The 18,068-nt window shown below is 39.6% G+C and carries 22 protein-coding genes and 1 tRNA gene; 5 read left to right on the top strand and 18 right to left on the bottom strand.

Annotated elements, in window-relative coordinates; genetic code table 11:
- Positions 1–45: 45 nt before the first annotated feature.
- The 6 genes from QM857_RS06810 to QM857_RS06785 form a co-directional block, all read right to left on the bottom strand.
- A complete protein-coding gene (locus QM857_RS06810) occupies positions 46–270 on the bottom strand; it encodes a DUF4059 family protein (RefSeq protein ID WP_004253933.1) in 225 nt (74 codons plus the stop codon).
- A 79-nt stretch (positions 271–349) separates the two neighbouring features.
- Positions 350–1,093 carry an amino acid ABC transporter ATP-binding protein gene (locus QM857_RS06805; protein WP_004253930.1) on the bottom strand — a complete coding sequence of 248 codons (744 nt, stop codon included), beginning with the start codon at positions 1,091–1,093 and terminating at the stop codon, positions 350–352.
- Positions 1,093–1,893: an amino acid ABC transporter permease gene (locus tag QM857_RS06800; protein WP_004253929.1), complete on the bottom strand. Its 801-nt coding sequence runs from the start codon at positions 1,891–1,893 to the stop codon at positions 1,093–1,095. The genes QM857_RS06805 and QM857_RS06800 overlap by 1 nt, the downstream gene beginning before the upstream one ends.
- Before the next feature lie 156 nt (positions 1,894–2,049).
- The gene (locus tag QM857_RS06795) at positions 2,050–2,406 is read right to left on the bottom strand and encodes a Spx/MgsR family RNA polymerase-binding regulatory protein (protein WP_006148818.1); all 357 of its coding nucleotides are present in this window, start codon (positions 2,404–2,406) and stop codon (positions 2,050–2,052) included.
- 12 nt (positions 2,407–2,418) lie between these two features.
- Positions 2,419–2,910, bottom strand: coding sequence for a methylated-DNA--[protein]-cysteine S-methyltransferase (locus QM857_RS06790; protein ID WP_414275476.1), 492 nt, complete (start codon positions 2,908–2,910; stop codon positions 2,419–2,421).
- A gap of 13 nt (positions 2,911–2,923) precedes the next feature.
- Positions 2,924–3,424, bottom strand: coding sequence for a GNAT family N-acetyltransferase (locus tag QM857_RS06785; RefSeq protein WP_036757749.1), 501 nt, complete (start codon positions 3,422–3,424; stop codon positions 2,924–2,926).
- A gap of 133 nt (positions 3,425–3,557) precedes the next feature.
- On the opposite strand from QM857_RS06785, the gene QM857_RS06780 reads away from it, so the two are divergent.
- Positions 3,558–4,013 (top strand): DUF1836 domain-containing protein, encoded by a 456-nt coding sequence (locus QM857_RS06780; RefSeq protein WP_414275475.1) that lies wholly within the window; start codon positions 3,558–3,560, stop codon positions 4,011–4,013.
- The gene (gene trhA / locus QM857_RS06775; protein ID WP_414275474.1) at positions 4,003–4,650 is read left to right on the top strand and encodes a PAQR family membrane homeostasis protein TrhA; all 648 of its coding nucleotides are present in this window, start codon (positions 4,003–4,005) and stop codon (positions 4,648–4,650) included. The genes QM857_RS06780 and trhA overlap by 11 nt, the downstream gene beginning before the upstream one ends.
- A 32-nt stretch (positions 4,651–4,682) precedes the next feature.
- On the opposite strand, the gene pdxT is transcribed toward trhA, so the two are convergent.
- From pdxT to QM857_RS06745, 6 genes are all read right to left on the bottom strand, one after another.
- Entirely contained in the window at positions 4,683–5,255 is a 573-nt protein-coding gene (pdxT, locus tag QM857_RS06770) for a pyridoxal 5'-phosphate synthase glutaminase subunit PdxT (protein ID WP_414275473.1), read from the bottom strand.
- Positions 5,256–6,131, bottom strand: coding sequence for a pyridoxal 5'-phosphate synthase lyase subunit PdxS (gene pdxS, locus QM857_RS06765; RefSeq protein WP_006153788.1), 876 nt, complete (start codon positions 6,129–6,131; stop codon positions 5,256–5,258). It abuts the gene before it with no gap.
- A 138-nt stretch (positions 6,132–6,269) separates the two neighbouring features.
- Positions 6,270–6,902 carry a Pr6Pr family membrane protein gene (locus tag QM857_RS06760; protein ID WP_414275472.1) on the bottom strand — a complete coding sequence of 211 codons (633 nt, stop codon included), beginning with the start codon at positions 6,900–6,902 and terminating at the stop codon, positions 6,270–6,272.
- Positions 6,903–6,904: 2 nt separating this feature from the next.
- Positions 6,905–7,243 carry a zinc ribbon domain-containing protein YjdM gene (locus QM857_RS06755; protein ID WP_004253903.1) on the bottom strand — a complete coding sequence of 113 codons (339 nt, stop codon included), beginning with the start codon at positions 7,241–7,243 and terminating at the stop codon, positions 6,905–6,907.
- A 138-nt stretch (positions 7,244–7,381) separates the two neighbouring features.
- The gene (gene cmk, locus QM857_RS06750; protein WP_414275471.1) at positions 7,382–8,053 is read right to left on the bottom strand and encodes a (d)CMP kinase; all 672 of its coding nucleotides are present in this window, start codon (positions 8,051–8,053) and stop codon (positions 7,382–7,384) included.
- 8 nt (positions 8,054–8,061) lie between these two features.
- Positions 8,062–8,553 carry an SAG1386/EF1546 family surface-associated protein gene (locus tag QM857_RS06745; RefSeq protein WP_414275470.1) on the bottom strand — a complete coding sequence of 164 codons (492 nt, stop codon included), beginning with the start codon at positions 8,551–8,553 and terminating at the stop codon, positions 8,062–8,064.
- 45 nt (positions 8,554–8,598) lie between these two features.
- On the opposite strand from QM857_RS06745, the gene QM857_RS06740 reads away from it, so the two are divergent.
- The gene (locus QM857_RS06740) at positions 8,599–8,802 is read left to right on the top strand and encodes a ferredoxin (protein ID WP_006148835.1); all 204 of its coding nucleotides are present in this window, start codon (positions 8,599–8,601) and stop codon (positions 8,800–8,802) included.
- Positions 8,803–9,053: 251 nt separating this feature from the next.
- Here the strand turns inward: QM857_RS06740 and galE are convergent, their stop codons facing one another.
- The 5 genes from galE to QM857_RS06715 form a co-directional block, all read right to left on the bottom strand.
- A complete protein-coding gene (gene galE, locus QM857_RS06735) occupies positions 9,054–10,073 on the bottom strand; it encodes a UDP-glucose 4-epimerase GalE (protein WP_303407143.1) in 1,020 nt (339 codons plus the stop codon).
- A 106-nt stretch (positions 10,074–10,179) separates the two neighbouring features.
- Positions 10,180–11,274: an NAD(P)/FAD-dependent oxidoreductase gene (locus QM857_RS06730; protein WP_414275469.1), complete on the bottom strand. Its 1,095-nt coding sequence runs from the start codon at positions 11,272–11,274 to the stop codon at positions 10,180–10,182.
- Positions 11,275–11,290: 16 nt separating this feature from the next.
- Entirely contained in the window at positions 11,291–12,088 is a 798-nt protein-coding gene (locus QM857_RS06725; protein ID WP_414275468.1) for a Nif3-like dinuclear metal center hexameric protein, read from the bottom strand.
- Positions 12,075–12,752: a tRNA (adenine(22)-N(1))-methyltransferase gene (locus tag QM857_RS06720; protein ID WP_414275467.1), complete on the bottom strand. Its 678-nt coding sequence runs from the start codon at positions 12,750–12,752 to the stop codon at positions 12,075–12,077. Before QM857_RS06720 ends, QM857_RS06725 begins: the two co-directional genes overlap by 14 nt.
- A gap of 101 nt (positions 12,753–12,853) precedes the next feature.
- Positions 12,854–15,190, bottom strand: coding sequence for a cation-translocating P-type ATPase (locus QM857_RS06715; protein WP_414275466.1), 2,337 nt, complete (start codon positions 15,188–15,190; stop codon positions 12,854–12,856).
- Between the two features lie 130 nt (positions 15,191–15,320).
- Here QM857_RS06715 and QM857_RS06710 point away from each other — a divergent pair, with 130 nt between their 5' ends.
- Both QM857_RS06710 and QM857_RS06705 read left to right on the top strand, forming a co-directional pair.
- Positions 15,321–16,070 (top strand): lysophospholipid acyltransferase family protein, encoded by a 750-nt coding sequence (locus QM857_RS06710; RefSeq protein ID WP_006152498.1) that lies wholly within the window; start codon positions 15,321–15,323, stop codon positions 16,068–16,070.
- A gap of 105 nt (positions 16,071–16,175) precedes the next feature.
- A tRNA-Thr gene (locus QM857_RS06705) sits at positions 16,176–16,248 on the top strand.
- Positions 16,249–16,558: 310 nt separating this feature from the next.
- On the opposite strand, the gene pyk is transcribed toward QM857_RS06705, so the two are convergent.
- The gene (gene pyk / locus QM857_RS06700; RefSeq protein ID WP_414275465.1) at positions 16,559–18,064 is read right to left on the bottom strand and encodes a pyruvate kinase; all 1,506 of its coding nucleotides are present in this window, start codon (positions 18,062–18,064) and stop codon (positions 16,559–16,561) included.
- Positions 18,065–18,068 lie beyond the last annotated feature (4 nt).

Genomic DNA, 18,068 nt, shown 5'->3' with positions numbered 1-18,068 from the left:
TGTAACTATTCTTATTCTAACGGATAAAATCCTATTTGACAACTATTAAGCCTTGAGAACCAACAAGATGCTCATGGTTGCAAAAGACAATACTGGAATTGTTAGAACTCCAATCATAATCATATCATAGAGGTGAGCCTGACGCTCCTTAGCAGTTTTATCGACACCTGACAGGGCTCTAAAACCAATCCAAATCCCTAAGACAACCAAGACTAGTAAAATCGTCAAAACCAAACTCTCTAAATACAAAGCAAATAGCTGAACTAGCATGCTCTCTCTCATTTCTATTATTTTTAAAGAGCAAACCCAGTTAGCTTAGCCAACTGAGTTTTTCTTATCTTCTATTATATCAGATATAGGTCCGTTTGTAACTAGCAAAGAACTCTTTTGTTCGTTCTTCTTTAGGATGGTTGATAATCTCATCAGGTGTTCCAGATTCAATAATCTTTCCTTTATCCAAGAATAAAACCTTATCAGCCACTTGAGCAACAAATGACATATCATGACTAACCAAAACCATGGTTTGACCTGATTTTGCAGCATTGGCAATCGATCTTTCTACCTCACCAACCAATTCTGGATCCAGTGCTGAAGTCGGTTCATCCAAAAGTAAGACGTCTGGTTTCATGGCTAGGGCACGCGCTATAGCTACCCGTTGTTTTTGCCCCCCTGACAAGTGACGCGGATAATGCTGCTCACGATCAGAAAGTCCAACCTTAGCTAGCTCTTCCTTAGCAATTTCAGTCGCTTCTTCGTCCGATAGTTTTTTAACGACCACCAAGCCTTCTTTAACATTGTCTAGCGCTGTTCTACGCTCAAATAAATTAAACTGTTGGAAAACCATCGATAGTTTGCGACGAAGAGTTAGAATTTCTTCTTGCGTAATTTGAGAAAAATCAACTTTGAAATCATCAATCTGAATACTTCCACTATCAGGAGTTTCTAGATAGTTTAGGCTACGAAGAAAAGTTGATTTCCCAGCTCCTGAAGAACCAATTAAGGCAACAACTTCTCCTTTTTGAATATCTAAGTTCAGATGATCCAGAACGGTTTGACCTGAAAAGGATTTGCTTAAATTTGAAATTTTAATCATTAGCGAAGCTCTCCTTTCACATCTGTCTCAACATTATCTGGTGCTGTAATAGCCATTTTTCTTTCAATGAAACGGCCAAGATTTTCAATAACGATATTTACCACCCAGTAGACAAGGGCAACTGAGATAAAACGTTCAAAGTAACGATAGTCTGCACCACCCAAAATCTGAGCTTGAGCAAAGACTTCTACAACACCTGCACTGAAGGCTAGGGAAGTCCCCTTGGTCAAGCCAATCAAAGAGTTAATCAAGGTTGGTGTTGCAACTACTGCTGCATTGGGAATAATCACACGACGATAAACTTGCGCACGTGTCATACCAAGACTACGAGCAGCTTCAATCTCACCTGGATTTACAGAAAGAATTGCCGCACGAAGAGTTTCGCTGGCATAGGCCGCCTCGTTAAAAGCAAAAGCCACAATCGCAAATGTTGCTGCTGGAATAGCATTAATGTTCAGAGAAGTTCCCCATTGTTGATTCAAGGCTTTCAAAGCTAATGGAATCCCGTAATAGGTCAACATCAGTTGAACTAAAATTGGAGTTCCTTTTAAGAAACTTACAAAAAAGGCTTGTAATGGGTAAATAAATCTAACTCGGTTGATTTTCACGATAGCAAAGATTAGGGCTAGCATGATACCAAAAAAGGCACCAAATACCGTTAACATCAATGTTGTAGGTAATTGCTGTACAATTCTTGGAATCCCATCAAAGACAGAACGCCAACTAAAAAGTTTGCCATCTGGAATATATTGCATCAAATTTTGATACCAATCAGATGCTAAAATCGTTGTAACATTCATAGAAACATCCTCTCAAGATAATGATTCATTCTATCATACTTATGCTCTAATTAAAAATATTTGCTACGAGCATATCAGACTTCATCTACCTTCTAGTGTATCATACTTTAAAAGTGGGAGGTTATATATTTTATCTATCAAGGAGATAGAAAAAAACTAATTCAAATCCAAGTTATTGTATGATTTACGATAGCCAATTTGTTTTACAAGTCCATTTTCAACTAGTATTGGACGTTTCAATAACATACCATCACTGGCCAAGAGTTTGGCTGCTTCTTTATTTGACAATGTTCCAACCTTATCTTTCAATCCGAGTTCACGATATTTGATTCCACTAGTATTGAAAAATTGCTTCAATTCAAATCCCGAAGTTTCGAGCCAGTTTAAAATGACCTTTTCACTCGGAGTCTCTTCAACGATATGAACGTCTTTATATTCTAGTCCGAGTTGATCTAATTCTTTCTTAGCTTTTTTACAAGTTGTACATTTTGGATATTCGATAAATTCTAACATTTTCTTCTCTTTCTATTTTTTATTTTCTTGATAACCTGCACCTTCATGCCTCAAAAGCCAAGCCTTCTTTTCGAGTCCCCAAGCATAGCCTGTCAGACGTCCTCCAGCACCTAGCACACGGTGACAGGGTACAAGGATAGACCAGGGATTGCGACCTACTGCTCCTCCGACTGCTTGAGCAGAAGCCACCTGCAAGTCCTTAGCTATTTGCCCATAAGTAACTGTCTGACCAAAAGGAATTCCTCGCAAGTAGTTCCAAACTCTTTTTTCAAAGTCACTACCGACAGGAGCTAAAGGAATCTCAGATAAGTCTTGATCTTGCCCCTTAAAATAAGTCTCTATATAGGAAGTAATTTGATTTAAAATGGGATGACTCTCAACAATAGTCACATCATTTTCAGATAATCCCTTCTCAAAATCGCTCTCTTCTTCAATCCATATCCCAAACAAATAGTGGTCATCTGCTACCAGAGATAGGGGGCCAATCGGTGACTTGTATAGCATCTTTACATACTTCTTAGGCATTTGATTTTAATTTTTGATAGGCCAAGCGTTCCCCGTCTACTGGAACTTTACCAACCTGTTTGAAGCCAAGTTTTTCAAAGATATGCTGCATGGCTATGTTTTTAGCGTGTGTATCTGAACGAAAATCTAGGTAATCGAAGCCTTCAATCAAGCCTTCTAAAAAGGTCTGAGCAACACCTTGACCTTGCGCGTCTCTAGCAACAGCAATACGGTGAAATACTAAGTATTCTGCTTCATTTCCCTCCCAGTTGCCATCATAAATTGCTTCATAAGCTTTTTCGGGGCTCTTAGTCACTGCTGCATAGGCTAAGAGATCACCTTCGTCTAGGGCTACATAAGCTTGACCAGAGATGATATCTTCAATAATGGTATCTGCATCTGGGTAGCCGTTTTGCCACTGAGTACTACCAGCTTCTGCCAAATATTTCTTGGCTCCCTCAATCACTTGCATAATTGCATCAACTTCGTTTGGAAAGGCTAAGCGAATCTCCATCATTCATCCTCTTTTCATACTATTTCTCTCATCATAGCATAAATTATTTCTTTCTACAAGCACTTGAAACTTGACTTATTATTTCTAATATTTTATAATCTAGTTATTAAAACTAGATAAAAAGGAGTTGAAAATGAATACTACTTTTTCCTATCCAAAATGGGAAGAAATTCCAAGTATCAATCTCTATCTGGACCAGGTTCTGCTCTATGTCAATCAAATCTGTCCTCCTGCTTCTCCTGACAAGGAGAAAGGTTTGACAGCATCCATGGTGAACAACTATGTCAAACACGGTTACATCAGTAAACCTGAAAAGAAAAAATACCAACGCAAACAAATCGCACGATTGATTGCTATTACCACTCTCAAGTCTGTTTTTTCTATCCAAGAAATTGCTCAAACCCTTAATATCCTTCACACAGACACTAATTCAGAAGAACTTTACAATGCTTTTGTGGACTATATGAATGAAGATATTGATCCAGCTAATCCCATTATCCAGGCAAGCTGCCAAACGGTCAAACTCTATCATCAAACACTTGCACTAGTCTATACAGAAACCGAAAAGGAGGAAACAAATGAATACTAGTTTCAAACTTAGTAAACGACTTAGTTTTGGAGAAGAAATTGCCAACAGTGTCACCCATGCTGTAGGAGCATTTATCATGCTCATCCTACTTCCCATTTCATCTACTTACAGTTATGAGTCCCATGGTTTCTTATCGTCTATCGGTGTTTCCATCTTCGTCATCAGCCTCTTTCTCATGTTCTTATCATCAACTATTTATCATTCTATGGCTTATGGTTCAACTCATAAATATGTGTTACGAATTATTGACCATTCTATGATTTATGTTGCGATTGCAGGTTCTTATACCCCGGTGGTTTTAACCCTGATGAATAATTGGTTTGGTTATCTCATTATTGCTATCCAATGGGGGACAACTATTTTCGGTATTCTTTATAAAATCTTTGCCAAGAAGGTCAATGAAAAATTCAGTCTCATCCTATACCTCATCATGGGATGGCTTGTATTGGCTATCTTACCAGCAATCATCAGTCAGACAAGTCCAATGTTTTGGAGTCTTATGGTATCAGGTGGCCTTTGCTATACAGTTGGCGCTGGATTCTACGCTAAAAAGAAACCATACTTCCATATGATTTGGCATCTCTTCATTCTAGCAGCCTCTGCTCTCCAATACATTGCTATTGTTTATTACATGTAAAAAAGAAGTTGGAAAAATCCCAACTTCTTTTTTTATTTACACATATTTATAAAGTACTGATGCAGGCGAAGATCATTTGTCAATTCAGGATGAAAGGCGGTTACCAGCATATTTTTTTCTTGTGCCGCAACGATTTGATCGTTCACAATTGCTAAAACATCAACATCCTCACCAACACTACTGATAATCGGGCCACGGATAAAAGTCATTGGAATTTTTCCAACGCCCTTGCAGTCAGCTTCTGTATAAAAGCTTCCTAGCTGACGTCCATAGGCATTGCGCTCTACTACTATGTCCATGGTTGCTAGATGGCTTTCCTCTTTAGAAGTGATTTGTTTTGTTAGCAAAATTAAACCCGCACAAGTTCCAAAGACTGGTAAACCATTGAGAATAGCCTCTCTTAGAGGAATTAGCATCTGCTGATCTCGCAACAGTTTCCCCATGGCCGTTGACTCACCGCCTGGCAAAATCAATCCTGATAGCTCACTTCTATGTTGCTGAAAATCTTCTAGGTTTCGCAGTTCAATACTTTCAACTCCTAGTTGAGCAAGCATTTTCTCGTGTTCTACAAAGGCACCTTGCAAGGCCAAGATTCCGATTTTCATCTATTTTCCTCGCTCTGCCATGAGAATTTGGATTTCATTCTCATTGATACCAACCATGGCTTCTCCTAAGTCTTCCGAGATTTGAGCCAGAATTTGAGGATTCTGATAATTGGTAACAGCCTTGACAATGGCTGCTGCACGTTTAACAGGATCACCTGACTTGAAAATCCCTGAGCCAACAAAGACACCTTCTGCACCTAGCTGCATCATAAGAGCAGCATCCGCTGGTGTTGCAACCCCTCCAGCCGCAAAGTTAACAACAGGTAATTTTCCATGTTCGTGGACATATTGAACTAATTCTACAGGTACTTGGAGTTCTTTTGCAGCAACATATAACTCGTCCTCACGGAGGTTTTGAATGCGGCGAATTTCTTGATTCATCATACGCATATGACGAACCGCCTGAACGATATCTCCTGTTCCTGGTTCCCCTTTTGTACGGATCATAGAAGCTCCTTCAGCGATACGACGCAAGGCTTCTCCTAGATCTTTAGCACCACAAACAAAAGGAACTTGAAATTCTTTCTTGTCCACATGGAAACGGTCATCAGCTGGAGATAGAACTTCGCTCTCATCGATATAGTCAATCTCGATAGCCTCTAAAATCTGTGCTTCAACAAAATGCCCAATTCGAACCTTAGCCATAACTGGAATGCTGACTGCTTCTTGGATTTCCTTAATCATCTTTGGATCACTCATGCGAGAGACACCACCCGCCGCACGAATATCAGCTGGGATTCGTTCCAAAGCCATAACTGCTGCCGCACCTGCAGCCTCAGCAATTCTTGCCTGTTCAGGGTTTTGGACATCCATGATGACGCCACCTTTAAGCATCTGTGCTAAATTCTTATTTAATTCATAACGATTTTCAGTCATTTTTTTCATCCTCAATAGTTGTATTGGTAGCTACAGTTTTATTGTAAGGTATAAAAGACTGCATAACAAGATAAAATAAATCGATTTGTCCGGGTACAATTATCTCTATCACAAAAAAAGCACCCACATTGGGTACTTTTATTTCTTAGATTTTTTAATACTTTTCACAAGATAAAAGAGATATCCTGAAACCATGTAGGCAACAAAAATAGTTGCCGCCCATTTAAAGACAAAGCCCCAACCATGTTTGGTAGCATTCAAAAAGAAATAAGGGAAGGGACTATCCTTAGCATTAGGAACATCCATCTTTAGAACAAAACCGTTTAAGAGGGCAAAAATCATATAAAGCAAAGGAAGGCTAGTCCAAAGCATGGGATCAACTAACTTATATTGACGACTCTTATCAAAAATAATTGTATCTGCTAAAAACCAGAGAGGGACAATATAATGGCAAAGGAAATTTTCTAAACGGTAAAAATCTGTCGTCAAGGGAGCTAGCATGAAATGATAGATGACACAAGTAATCATAATACTCATAGTGACGCTACCTTTGAGACGTAGAATACCAGAACTCTGCCAACTATCACCGCCACTACGCATCTTTAACAAAAGATAACCTGTAAAAAGTACAACCAAAAGGTTAGAAAGTACTGTGTAGTATAGCAACATCCCTAAACCACCGCGTTTGGTAATCTCCAAGTATACACCGGTAAAGGCTGCTATAAATAAAAAGATACGACTATAAAATATTACTTTTTCATTTTTAATCATGATTAAATCTTCTTCACAAATTCTGATTTAAGCTTCATAGCACCAAAACCATCAATCTTACAGTCAATGTTGTGGTCACCTTCAACAATACGGATGTTTTTCACACGAGTTCCTTGTTTGAGGTCTTTAGGAGCCCCTTTAACCTTCAAATCTTTAATCAAGGTTACTGTATCTCCATCAGCTAGTTTGTTCCCATTTGCATCGATGGCAACAATGCCTTCTTCAACTTCTGCTTGCTCAGCAGGATTCCACTCGTAAGCACATTCTGGACAAACTAGAAGTGCGCCATCTTCATATACATATTCTGAATTACATTTTGGGCAATTTGGTAATTGACTCATGTTATCTCCTTAAAAAAATTTATGATTATTTGATTGTCAAATTTTCTTCAACAGCAACTATTATACCTTAAAACAGACTATTTGACAAATTATGATAAAAAACGACAAACCGAAATTCAGTTCATCGTTTTATAGTTCTTATAAATGTTTTTGAGCTTCTGATTTAATTTTTTCAACAACTTCTAAAATAGAGAGGCCAGTCGTATCCAAATAGATTGCATCCTCAGCTTGCTTGAGAGGTGAAGTTTCACGATGACTATCTTTATAGTCACGCGCAGCAATCTCTTCCTTCAAAGTTTCCAAATTTGTTTCGATTCCCTTTGAAAGATTTTCCTTATAACGACGTTCCGCACGCTCATCTACAGATGCTACTAGAAAAATCTTCAATTCAGCCTGAGGCAAGACTACTGTTCCAATATCGCGACCATCCATGACAATACCACCTTGTCGGGCAATTTCTTGCTGGAGGGCTACTAATTTTTCACGAACGGCTGGAATCGCCGCAAAGGCAGAAACAGCATTAGTTACTTCATTTTCACGGATTGGATTTGTTACATCAACATCTCCAACAAAAACAAGCTGTTCTCCTGTTTCAGCGCGGCCAAAACTAATCGGGTATTGTTCCAATAATTCAAGAAGTTGAGATGGCTCATCTGGGCTAATTTGGTTTTTCAATGCGATGTAAGTCGCTGCACGATACATAGCGCCCGTATCCAGATAAGTATAGCCAAAGTCCTTAGCAATGATTTTAGCTACTGTACTTTTACCACTTGAAGCTGGTCCATCAATAGCAATCTGAATTGTTTTCATTGTCTCTCCTATCTTGTCTTAAGGACATCACCAGGATTTGCAAACCAAGTTCCTGAAGACATATGACCAGGATTCAAGGCTTCAAGTTGAGCAATAGAGATTCCAGCACGAGCTGCAATGGCTGCTTCACCTTCTCCTGGTAAGACTGTGATTGTTCCTTCAGAGTCAGTATGCGCCTCTGTATGCTCTTGTTGGTTTGTTTTTGCTTCAGTTGTCTCTGTTGACTGAGTAGTTGTAGCCACTGTTGTAACTTCTTCTACTTTTGGAGCTGAAGAATCATAAAAATCTTTCAGAGCTGAAGTACGGTCGCTTCCACCTGATGACAAGTAGACTAATACAACTACCATACCAACAACAATGACAAAGAAAAGAACAGCCAAAATAGTTAAAATACGATTCGCCACGACACCTGAACCTTTTTTGTTTCGTTGACGACGCTCTGTTCTTGATTCCTCCTCTTGGTTTTCATAAATATCTTCTTGCCACGGTTCCTTTTCCATACCTTACTCCTTGAGTTTTTTTTAGTTTCTTATTACAATATAAATATGAAGATTAGACTTATACCTGAACGTTGCATCGCTTGTGGGCTCTGCCAAACTTATTCAGAATTATTTGATTACCATGATAATGGTATCGTCCGTTTTTACGATGAATCTGAGCAATTAGAGCGAGAAATTGCTTGCAACGACGACATTTTAGAAGCCGTTAAAAATTGCCCTACTCGTGCTCTGATTATAGATGAATCTTAAATTTTAGTGGAACATAAATCTCCATTTTCCACTCCTTCTAGTTTAGCATATTTTTCTAGAAAATTATAGTCTTTTGCTAGCTATTTTTATACAATTTTACTTTTATTTGTTCTAACATTTCAATAATAAATAAACCGTTCTTTTAAGACATTTTTCTATCACTTAAGCACTAATCAAATTTTTTATTTCAACCACATATAGAGTTATAAAAAAAGAGGAATTACTTCCTCTTTTTTTATTTAATCAAACGATTAGTCTTCAAATCCATTTGGATGCTTGCTTTGCCAACGCCAGGCATCTTCACACATTTCTGTAATACCAAGTTCAGCTTCCCAACCTAGCTCTTCCTTAGCTTTTGCTGGGTCTGAGTAGCAAGCTGCAATATCACCAGGGCGACGTTCAACAATACGGTATGGAATTGGGCGTCCAACAGCTTTTTCCATATTTTGGATAATTTCAAGAACTGAGTAGCCTTTTCCAGTCCCAAGGTTATACACATTGAGTCCTGAGCCTTTTTGAAGCTTCTTAAGGGCGGCAACGTGCCCTTTGGCCAGGTCAACGACGTGGATATAGTCACGAACACCTGTTCCATCTTCAGTATCGTAGTCATCTCCGAAGACTTGAACTTGTTCTAACTTGCCAACTGCGACTTGTGTCACATATGGCAAAAGGTTGTTTGGAATACCGTTTGGATTTTCACCTAAATCACCACTCTCATGCGCACCAATTGGGTTGAAGTAACGAAGTAAGACAACGTTCCACTCTGAATCTGCTTTATGGATATCTGTCAAGATTTCTTCCAGCATAAGCTTGGTACGGCCATAAGGGTTGGTAGCTGAAAGTGGGAAATCTTCTAGGATTGGAACAGTATGTGGATCTCCATAAACTGTTGCTGAAGAACTGAAGATAATGTTCTTACAGTTGTTTTCTTCCATTGCCTTCAAAAGGCTAACTGTACCAGCAATATTGTTATCATAGTAGGCAAGAGGGATACGAGTTGACTCACCAACTGCCTTCAAACCAGCAAAATGAATCACACCTGTTGGCTCTTCATGTTTGAAAATATCGCGAAGTGTATCCGTATCTCGGATATCAGCTTCATAAAAAGGAATCTCAACTCCTGTAATTCTTTCCACTACTTCTAAACTTTTACGGCTACTGTTGACCAAGTTATCCACCACAACAACCTGATGTCCAGCTTGGACCAGTTCGATGACAGTGTGAGTTCCGATAAAACCTGCTCCACCTGTTACCAAAATCTTTTCTTGCATCATTTTTCCTCTATTCTTGAATTATTTTTTTCATTTTACCATTTTTGATAAGGAAAGTCATTTGCTATCCTAATCCTATCGTAAAAACTAGGTAAAAAGTTTACGATTATTTCTCTTTAATATATCTTTCAGTCGGATAATCCGCTGGATCCAAGACTCCACTTTCCCCTTGAAGCATTTGGGCTAGGTGATAGCCTATAATGGGTCCAGTTGTCAATCCTGACGATCCTAATCCACTCGCAACAAATACTCCTGACAAGTTTGGCACTTTTCCGAAAAACGGCGAAAAATCACTCGTATAAGCACGAATCCCCACACGTTCACCACTTATCATTGCATCTTTTAAGCTAGGATAAAACGAACTTGCTGCTTCAGCCATTTGGTGGAGCAAATTCTCATCAACTGCTAGGTCAAATCCCATGTCATTTTCATGGGTAGCTCCTAGAGATAATTTACCGCCGGGAAATGGTATCAAATCCCACTCACCTTCCGGCATAACTACAGGATAAGCTCCCATGTCTTGTGGCACTTGATAATCTCGGAGTTGCCCCTTTTGAGGACGAACGTCTACCTCATATCCTAAGGGATCTAAGATGTGGCCAAGCCAAGCTCCTGTGGATAAGATGACTTGGTCAAACATTTGATTGTCTATCTGATAGCCCGATGATAGAGGGGTTAGACTGACCTCTTTATTTATGACCTTCACTTGACTGGCTCCCAGTAAGCGACTCACTAGGAGTTGCCCATCTACTCGAGCTCCACCAGAAGCATAGAGTAAACGTTCAAATCCCTCAAGACCGGGAAATAAGTTACTAGCAGTCGCTTGGTCCAAAATGGCTAATTCTCCAATCAAGGGAGATTCATCTCTACGTTGCAGAGCCAGTTGATAGAGCTCCTCTAGCTTAGAGTCATCGTTTTTAAGAAGAAAGACACCAGAACCTTGGTAAAAATCAACTTTTTGACCCGATTTTTCTAGGTCAGCTAATAAATCTACATAGAAATCAGCTCCTAGGCGCGCCATCTTATACCAAGCCTTATTGCGTCGTTTAGAAAACCAGGGACTAATAATTCCTGCCGCGGCCTTGGTTGCTTGGCCGTGTCCAAAATCAAAAACAGTTACTTCGATATCAGCTTCCTTAGAAAGATAGTAGGCAGCTGTGGCCCCTACAATTCCTGCACCTACAATGGCAACTTTTTTCATTGTCTTTACCTTCTAACTAGATATGATGGAATGGATTGGTGGACGCTTGACTCGCGATAACCTCTAGAGACCAAGCATTCTCTTCCTTCCATTCATTCAGGAACGCTGCAATTTTTTCAACAAAGAGAACTTCAATATAGTGGCCTGGATCCAGAGCCAACAAGCCGTCTGACAACATATCTTGGGCAGTGTGGTAATAGATGTCACCAGTAATGTAAACATGAGCTCCTTTGGCTATTGCATCAGAATAGAAGGACTGCCCACTACCACCACAAATAGCTACTCTTGAGATTATTTTTTGCAAATCAGTCTCTTTATAACACACCATACGAAGGCTATCTAGACCAAATACTTCCTTAACATGACTAGCAAATTCTTCAAATGTTTGAGGTTTAATATTGCCAATACGCCCGATGCCACGTTCAGGACCTGTTTCCTGTAGAAAAGTTGTATCCTTAATATCCAATAGTTGGCAGAACCAGTCATTAAGGCCGTTTTCAACAATATCAATATTAGTATGGCTAACGTAGACTGCAATATCACGCTTGATAAGATCAATATAAATCTGATTTTGAGGGCGACTAGCTACCAAGTCCTTGATAGGACGAAAGATAGGCGCGTGCTTAACGATAATCAAATCTACACCCTTTTCAATAGCTTCTGCCACTGTATCTTCACGTATATCAAGGGCAACCATTACTTTCTGGATGTCCTTGTCTAAAGTACCAATCTGCAGACCACGACTATCGCCTTCCATAGAAAATCCTTGGGGACAATAGGTTTCATAACGCTTAATCACTTCACTTGCTTTCATGGAGCACCTCCTTGATGGCTTGAATTTTATATACTAAAACTTGACGTTCTTCATGATTTTTTTCTGGGATTTGACTAAGCGCAAATTCGAGCTTACTTGCTTCTCTTTGCCACTTTTGGACAAATACGGAGCTAAGTTCTTTAGATAGAAAAGGACCAAAACGGATATCGCTAGCTGATAAATTCATTTTCCCAGCTTCCACTACTAGAATCTCGTAAAATTTTCCAGCTTCCTCTAAAATACTTTCAGCTACAATCTGAAATCCATGCTCTTGTAACCAACTACGTAACTCATCTTCACGATTATTAGGTTGAAGAATCAATCGCTCAACATTGGCTAGTTTGTCCAAACCCTCTTCTAATATCGTAGCAATCAAACGACCACCCATTCCTGCAATAGTGATAACAGAGACCTGATCACTTACTTCGAAAGCTGCTAAACCATTGGCTAAACGAACCTGAATTTTCTCAGTCAAGCTATGACTTTCAACATTTTTAACTGCAGATTGATAGGGTCCCTCTACAACTTCACCCGCGATGGCAGCTTCAATATGACCTTTTTCAACTAATTCAATAGGTAAATAAGCATGGTCGCTACCGACATCCAGTAAAACAGCTCCTTTGGGAACAAAAGAAGCTACTGTTTCTAATCTCTTTGAAATCATCTTCTCTCACTTTCAAAAACTCTATTTCCCTTTATTATACCATATTTTATCTGGCAATCCTGCACCTAAAAAAGACCGCAATCATGGATTGCAGTCTTTCTTTATCTTTTAACTTGATAACGACTTGTAAGTATGAAAATCACAATAAAGACGAGCATCATAATGCCATAGATAGGCAATGTTTGACCTGTAAGTGTTGAAATTTCAAGCAATTTTTGGATTCTTGGGAATAGAGCTGTCCCAAGGAAACCTCCAACTGACCAAATAATCAATAGCACACGCCACAGACTAAATGGCAAGCAAGCTCTAACTACAGACATGAAACCAATCGATGCCAATAGATAATACAGAAGTGTCGAAATTTCAATGGCTGTCCAGCCTTGACTGGTTCCAAAAATTTTAACAAAGAGAACACTAAAGACTACCATCAAGGCACTTGGTAAAGCTCGAAGCATGGATTTTCTGAGGAAGTTTTGTTCCACAGGTTTGATATTTCGTTCAAAAGTTAATACAAACGGTGGGAATCCTTCCACGAACTGGTCAATCATAGTTATCTGAATCGGAATGAATGGGAAAATCAAAATCCATTCAGTACGTCCCAACAAAGCACTGGCAATACAGATAACTGCTAGCAAGAAGGAATAGATTGTCTTAATCAAGAAAATCGGAGCAATGTGGGCAATGTTATTGACCACACGACGACCTTCGAAGAGAATCTCAGGAACATCATTGAAATCTGAATTCAAGAGGACCAGATTTGCAATCTGACGAGTCGCTGGATCTCCCTCTGCCATCACGATAGAACAGTCTGCCTCACGAAGAGCAAGGATATCATTGACACCGTCCCCTGTCATTGCTGTAGTATGTCCTGCTTTTTTCAGAGTTTGGATGATGAGTTTCTTTTGATGAGGCGAGACACGTCCGAAAATGGCTGTTTCTTCAGCCATGGCTATCAATTCTTCATCATTAATTTTCGAACAATCTACATAGCTCTGATAGTCTGCAAAACCTGCTTTTTGGGCAATACTTGAAACAGTGACTGGATTATCACCAGAGATAATTTTCAATCCCACTTCCTGAGAACGAAGATAGTCTAGCGTCTCAGCAGCACCTTCTCGAATCGGATCTAGAATCTCAAGCAAAGCCAAAGCCTGAATATCAGATGGCTTTTGTGGCTTGTGATGGTCAAGTTTTTCTTGACTGAGCGCTAACACCAAGACACGAGATCCTCGTTCAAGAGCTTCTCTAGCTTCAGGAACTTCAGCATCCAACAACATCTCCGGTGCGCCTAGGAAAACAGTTCCTAGACCTTCCAACTCCATTGCTCCCCATTTTCGATCACTTGAAAATGGAAGGCTAGAAATCATCGGATAAGCTACCTCTCCCGCAAAACGCTTTCGAATAGCTTGAGCTGTTGGATTTTTATCCTCACTGTGTGCCATATAGCTGGTTAGTATTTTGGCAATGGCATCTTTGTCGTAAGCTTGAGTAAGAGGAAGGACCGTCTCAACTTGCATCTTCCCTTGGGTGATTGTCCCTGTCTTATCCAAGCAGAGCATATCCACACGCGCCAAGGTCTCAACAGAATACATCTCCTGCACCAAAACCTTTTTCAACCCAAGCTTGATAACAGCAGTTAAGAGAGAGGTGATGGTCAAAAGGGCGATTCCCTTAGGCAACATTCCTAAAAGAGCTGTAGATGAATTGACTACAGAAGACTTGAGTGGCAGACCTTTTAAGACCAAGGCTTCAAGCAAGAGAGCAATACCAAAAGGAATGATGATTTTCCCAGTAAAGCCGGCTAACTGGTCTAGCGATTTCATGATACGAGAGTTAATTGGCTTCACTGTCTTAGCTTCAAGCATGAGTTTAGCAGCATAGTTATCCGCCCCAACATGATGTACCTGAGCAAAGACAGAACCACTTGCAAGAAAGCTACCCGACAACATTAAGTCTTCTACTTCTTTTTGCACCAAGTCGCTCTCACCCGTTAACATGGCTTCGTTGACTTCTGCAAAACCTTCTAATACAATGGCATCACTTGGAATCTGATCTCCTGCTGACAAGCGAATAACATCATCTAAAACAAGTTCTTCGGGGTCCAAAGCGATCTCTTGTCCATCACGAATTGTCGTAATTTTTTCTTTATTCAAGAGATTGAGTTTATCAACCATATGTTTAGCTCGTAGCTCAGTTACAATCCCAGAAAATGCATTAAAACAGATAACCGCAAAGAAAACTAGGTTGCTCCAAGCTTGAACAAAGGCGAGCGCTAGGGCAATGGCAAAGTTTAAAGCATTGAATAAAGTAAAGACATTTCTCTTCACAATCTGCCATGTACTAGTACTAGCTGAAGCTTGGAAATCATTGACCTGTCCCTGTTTCTGACGATCTTTGACTTCTGATTGGCTTAATCCCATAATTTTATTTTTATCCATGAATTCTATCATATCATTTTTTTTTGAATATTTCTAATTTCATATGAAAAGCTATTCAGCCTAAACAAAAACATTTGCCTGTCCTAGTATGATAAGGTATAATAAAAGAAAGAAAACTGAAGGAGACATCATGTTTTATACTTATCTGCGTGGGCTGGTTATGTTGATTCTATGGTCAATCAATGGAAATGCTCACTTTCACAATACTGAAAAAATTCCAAGTTTAGATGAAAACTATATCCTTGTTGCGCCACACCGTACCTGGTGGGATCCAGTCTATATGGCTTTTGCAACAAAACCAAAGCAATTTGTCTTTATGGCAAAAAAAGAACTCTTTTCAAATCGCATCTTTGGTTGGTGGATTCGCATGTGTGGTGCTTTCCCTATCGACCGTGATAACCCAGGTTCTTCTGCTATCAAATATCCAATTAATGTTCTTAAAAAAAGCAATCGCTCACTGATTATGTTTCCAAGTGGTAGTCGTCATTCCAATGATGTTAAGGGTGGTGTAGCCCTCATCGCAAAGATGGCTAAGGTTCGTATCATGCCTGTTACCTATACTGGTCCTATGACTCTAAAAGGGCTTGTCAGCCGTGAACGTATTGATATGAACTTCGGAAATCCGATTGATATATCAGATATTAAAAAGATGAATGATGAGGGAATTGAGATGGTTGCAGACCGCATCCAATCTGAATTTCAACGCCTGGATGAGGAAACAAAACAGTGGCACAACAATAAAAAACCAAATCCACTGTGGTGGCTCATCCGTATCCCTGCCTTGATTCTAGCAATTATAATCGGAATTCTGACAATCCTCTTTACCTTTGTTGCAAGTTTTGTTTGGAACCCAGATAAAAAGAGAGAGCAATTACAATAGTCTAATTTTCACAGCCCAAGTTTATTACTTGGGCTTTTCCAATGAGTTACCATGCTAATTAGCATATTGACAAAAGCTTAAATCTATAGTATACTTTCAAAGTAAGCTGATTTAGCTCAGTAGGCAGAGCGCATCCATGGTAAGGATGAGGTCGCCGGTTCGATCCCGGCAATTAGCATCAATTCAGCAGTTCCTATCTGGGGAGCTGTTTTTTTCTTGACAAAGTATTGGCTCTATAGTAAAATAAAGTCTGCGATGAGTCGATATGTAGCGAAAGCTACAATTGCGCAAAGGAGGTCATAACGCAGGAGCGGACCTTGAGAAATTGTGTGAACCAGTTTCTCACATGGAGATGCCTCTCACACTCTCTGGTTTTTCCAGAGAGTTTTTTTCTTTTCTTAAACAAATCGGGTTCTGGACCCTATGAAACAAAAAAAGACCTATCATACAAGCTGTAAAGCCTGATATGATAGGTTTTTAATGTTAGATTAACGTACTGTACGGATACGCATTGTGTTTGTACGAACAGCTTCTCCAAGTGGCACACCTGCAACGATAACGATATCGTCACCAGATTCTACAAGACCTGCTTCAACTGCTTTACGTTCAGCGATTTCGAACATATCATCTGTTGATGATGGAGCTTCAGTCAACATTGGGATAACACCCCAGTTCAACATCAATCCACGCTCTGTCAATTCGTCGAATGTCAATGCCAAGATATCAGCATTTGGACGGTATTTAGAGATCAAACGAGCTGTGTGACCAGTCTTAGTAAGGGTAACAACCAATTTGATATTCATTGAGTTAGTAGCGTCTTTAACAGCTGAAGCCATAACTTCTGTCTTAGAGTTACGTTCGAAAGTATCTGAGTTCAAACGTCCGTATTCGTTAAGAAGAGTTTGTGCGTTCTTGTCAATTGTAGCCATTGTTGTTACTGACTCAAGTGGGTATTTACCGTTTGCAGACTCACCTGAAAGCATAGTCGCGTCAGTTCCGTCGATAACAGCGTTAAATACGTCTGATACTTCTGAACGAGTTGCACGTGGTTTTTCAGTCATTGTTTCAAGCATGTTTGTTGCAGTGATAACAACTTTACCAGCAGCATTCACTTTTGTGATGATCATTTTTTGGTAAACTGGAACCATTTCGAATGGTACTTCGATACCCATGTCACCACGAGCAATCATGATACCGTCAGCAGCTTCAATGATTTCGTCCAAGTTATCGATACCTTGTTGGTTTTCGATTTTAGCGAACAATTGAACGTGACCGTTACCAGTTTCTTCACAGATTGCACGAACTTCGTTCACGTCTTTAGCAGTACGTACGAATGAGATCGCGATGAAGTTGATACCTTGTTCAAGACCAAAACGAATATCATCGTTATCGCGTTCAGCAAGGGCTGGGAAAGGAATTTTAGTGTTAGGGATGTTAACACCTTTTTGTTTAGCAATGATACCATCGTTTTCAACTTTAACAACAAATTCACGGTTAGCAGCATCTTTTTCAACAACGCGAAGACCAAGCTTACCATCATCAACCAATACTTGATGACCAACCTCAACATCATCAAAAATATCAAGTGCACCAGCTACGTTCAATGCAATGACATCACGAGTTGATTTGATACCTTGTTTAGTTGCAACACGGATTGTTTCACCAGTTTTGTATGAATATTCTTTAGCTTCACCTTCAAACAATTCAGTACGAATTTCTGGTCCCTTTGTATCAAGAAGGAAACCAACTTTTTTACCTGCAAGTTTTTCAGCAAGTTTTACAGTTGCCATACGTTCACCTTGTTCTTGGTGGTCACCGTGTGAGAAGTTGAAACGGAAAGTGTTAGCTCCTGCTTCAATCAATTGAGCAATGTTTTTTGCTGATGCTTCAACATCAAGCTTTTCACCCCAATATCCGTCATCACCAAATTTTTTACCACCACGGATTTCTACCGCAGGACCTAAAGTTGCAACGATTTTTACACGTTTATTCATGATT

The sequence above is a fragment of the Streptococcus infantis genome (assembly GCF_047463315.1).
GTDB classification, from domain to species: domain Bacteria; phylum Bacillota; class Bacilli; order Lactobacillales; family Streptococcaceae; genus Streptococcus; species Streptococcus infantis_AB.
Note: the sequence above shows the minus strand (reverse complement) of the source record. Positions and strands in the feature narration are given on the sequence as shown.

Bases quoted from the DNA above. Each gene is read 5' to 3' on its own strand.
- QM857_RS06760 (WP_414275472.1), bottom strand. From the start codon at position 6,902: ATGATTAAAAATGAAAAAGTAATATTTTATAGTCGTATCTTTTTATTT.
- QM857_RS06810 (WP_004253933.1), bottom strand. From the start codon at position 270: ATGCTAGTTCAGCTATTTGCTTTGTATTTAGAGAGTTTGGTTTTGACG.
- QM857_RS06785 (WP_036757749.1), bottom strand. From the start codon at position 3,424: ATGGAGATTCGCTTAGCCTTTCCAAACGAAGTTGATGCAATTATGCAA.
- QM857_RS06740 (WP_006148835.1), top strand. From the start codon at position 8,599: ATGAAGATTAGACTTATACCTGAACGTTGCATCGCTTGTGGGCTCTGC.
- QM857_RS06805 (WP_004253930.1), bottom strand. From the start codon at position 1,093: ATGATTAAAATTTCAAATTTAAGCAAATCCTTTTCAGGTCAAACCGTT.
- trhA (WP_414275474.1), top strand. From the start codon at position 4,003: ATGAATACTAGTTTCAAACTTAGTAAACGACTTAGTTTTGGAGAAGAA.
- QM857_RS06745 (WP_414275470.1), bottom strand. From the start codon at position 8,553: ATGGAAAAGGAACCGTGGCAAGAAGATATTTATGAAAACCAAGAGGAG.
- QM857_RS06780 (WP_414275475.1), top strand. From the start codon at position 3,558: ATGAATACTACTTTTTCCTATCCAAAATGGGAAGAAATTCCAAGTATC.
- QM857_RS06790 (WP_414275476.1), bottom strand. From the start codon at position 2,910: ATGCTATACAAGTCACCGATTGGCCCCCTATCTCTGGTAGCAGATGAC.
- QM857_RS06730 (WP_414275469.1), bottom strand. From the start codon at position 11,274: ATGAAAAAAGTTGCCATTGTAGGTGCAGGAATTGTAGGGGCCACAGCT.
- galE (WP_303407143.1), bottom strand. From the start codon at position 10,073: ATGCAAGAAAAGATTTTGGTAACAGGTGGAGCAGGTTTTATCGGAACT.
- QM857_RS06715 (WP_414275466.1), bottom strand. From the start codon at position 15,190: ATGGATAAAAATAAAATTATGGGATTAAGCCAATCAGAAGTCAAAGAT.
- QM857_RS06800 (WP_004253929.1), bottom strand. From the start codon at position 1,893: ATGAATGTTACAACGATTTTAGCATCTGATTGGTATCAAAATTTGATG.
- cmk (WP_414275471.1), bottom strand. From the start codon at position 8,053: ATGAAAACAATTCAGATTGCTATTGATGGACCAGCTTCAAGTGGTAAA.
- QM857_RS06720 (WP_414275467.1), bottom strand. From the start codon at position 12,752: ATGATTTCAAAGAGATTAGAAACAGTAGCTTCTTTTGTTCCCAAAGGA.
- pdxS (WP_006153788.1), bottom strand. From the start codon at position 6,131: ATGACTGAAAATCGTTATGAATTAAATAAGAATTTAGCACAGATGCTT.
- QM857_RS06755 (WP_004253903.1), bottom strand. From the start codon at position 7,243: ATGAGTCAATTACCAAATTGCCCAAAATGTAATTCAGAATATGTATAT.
- QM857_RS06725 (WP_414275468.1), bottom strand. From the start codon at position 12,088: ATGAAAGCAAGTGAAGTGATTAAGCGTTATGAAACCTATTGTCCCCAA.
- QM857_RS06795 (WP_006148818.1), bottom strand. From the start codon at position 2,406: ATGTTAGAATTTATCGAATATCCAAAATGTACAACTTGTAAAAAAGCT.
- pdxT (WP_414275473.1), bottom strand. From the start codon at position 5,255: ATGAAAATCGGAATCTTGGCCTTGCAAGGTGCCTTTGTAGAACACGAG.
- QM857_RS06710 (WP_006152498.1), top strand. From the start codon at position 15,321: ATGTTTTATACTTATCTGCGTGGGCTGGTTATGTTGATTCTATGGTCA.
- pyk (WP_414275465.1), bottom strand. From the start codon at position 18,064: ATGAATAAACGTGTAAAAATCGTTGCAACTTTAGGTCCTGCGGTAGAA.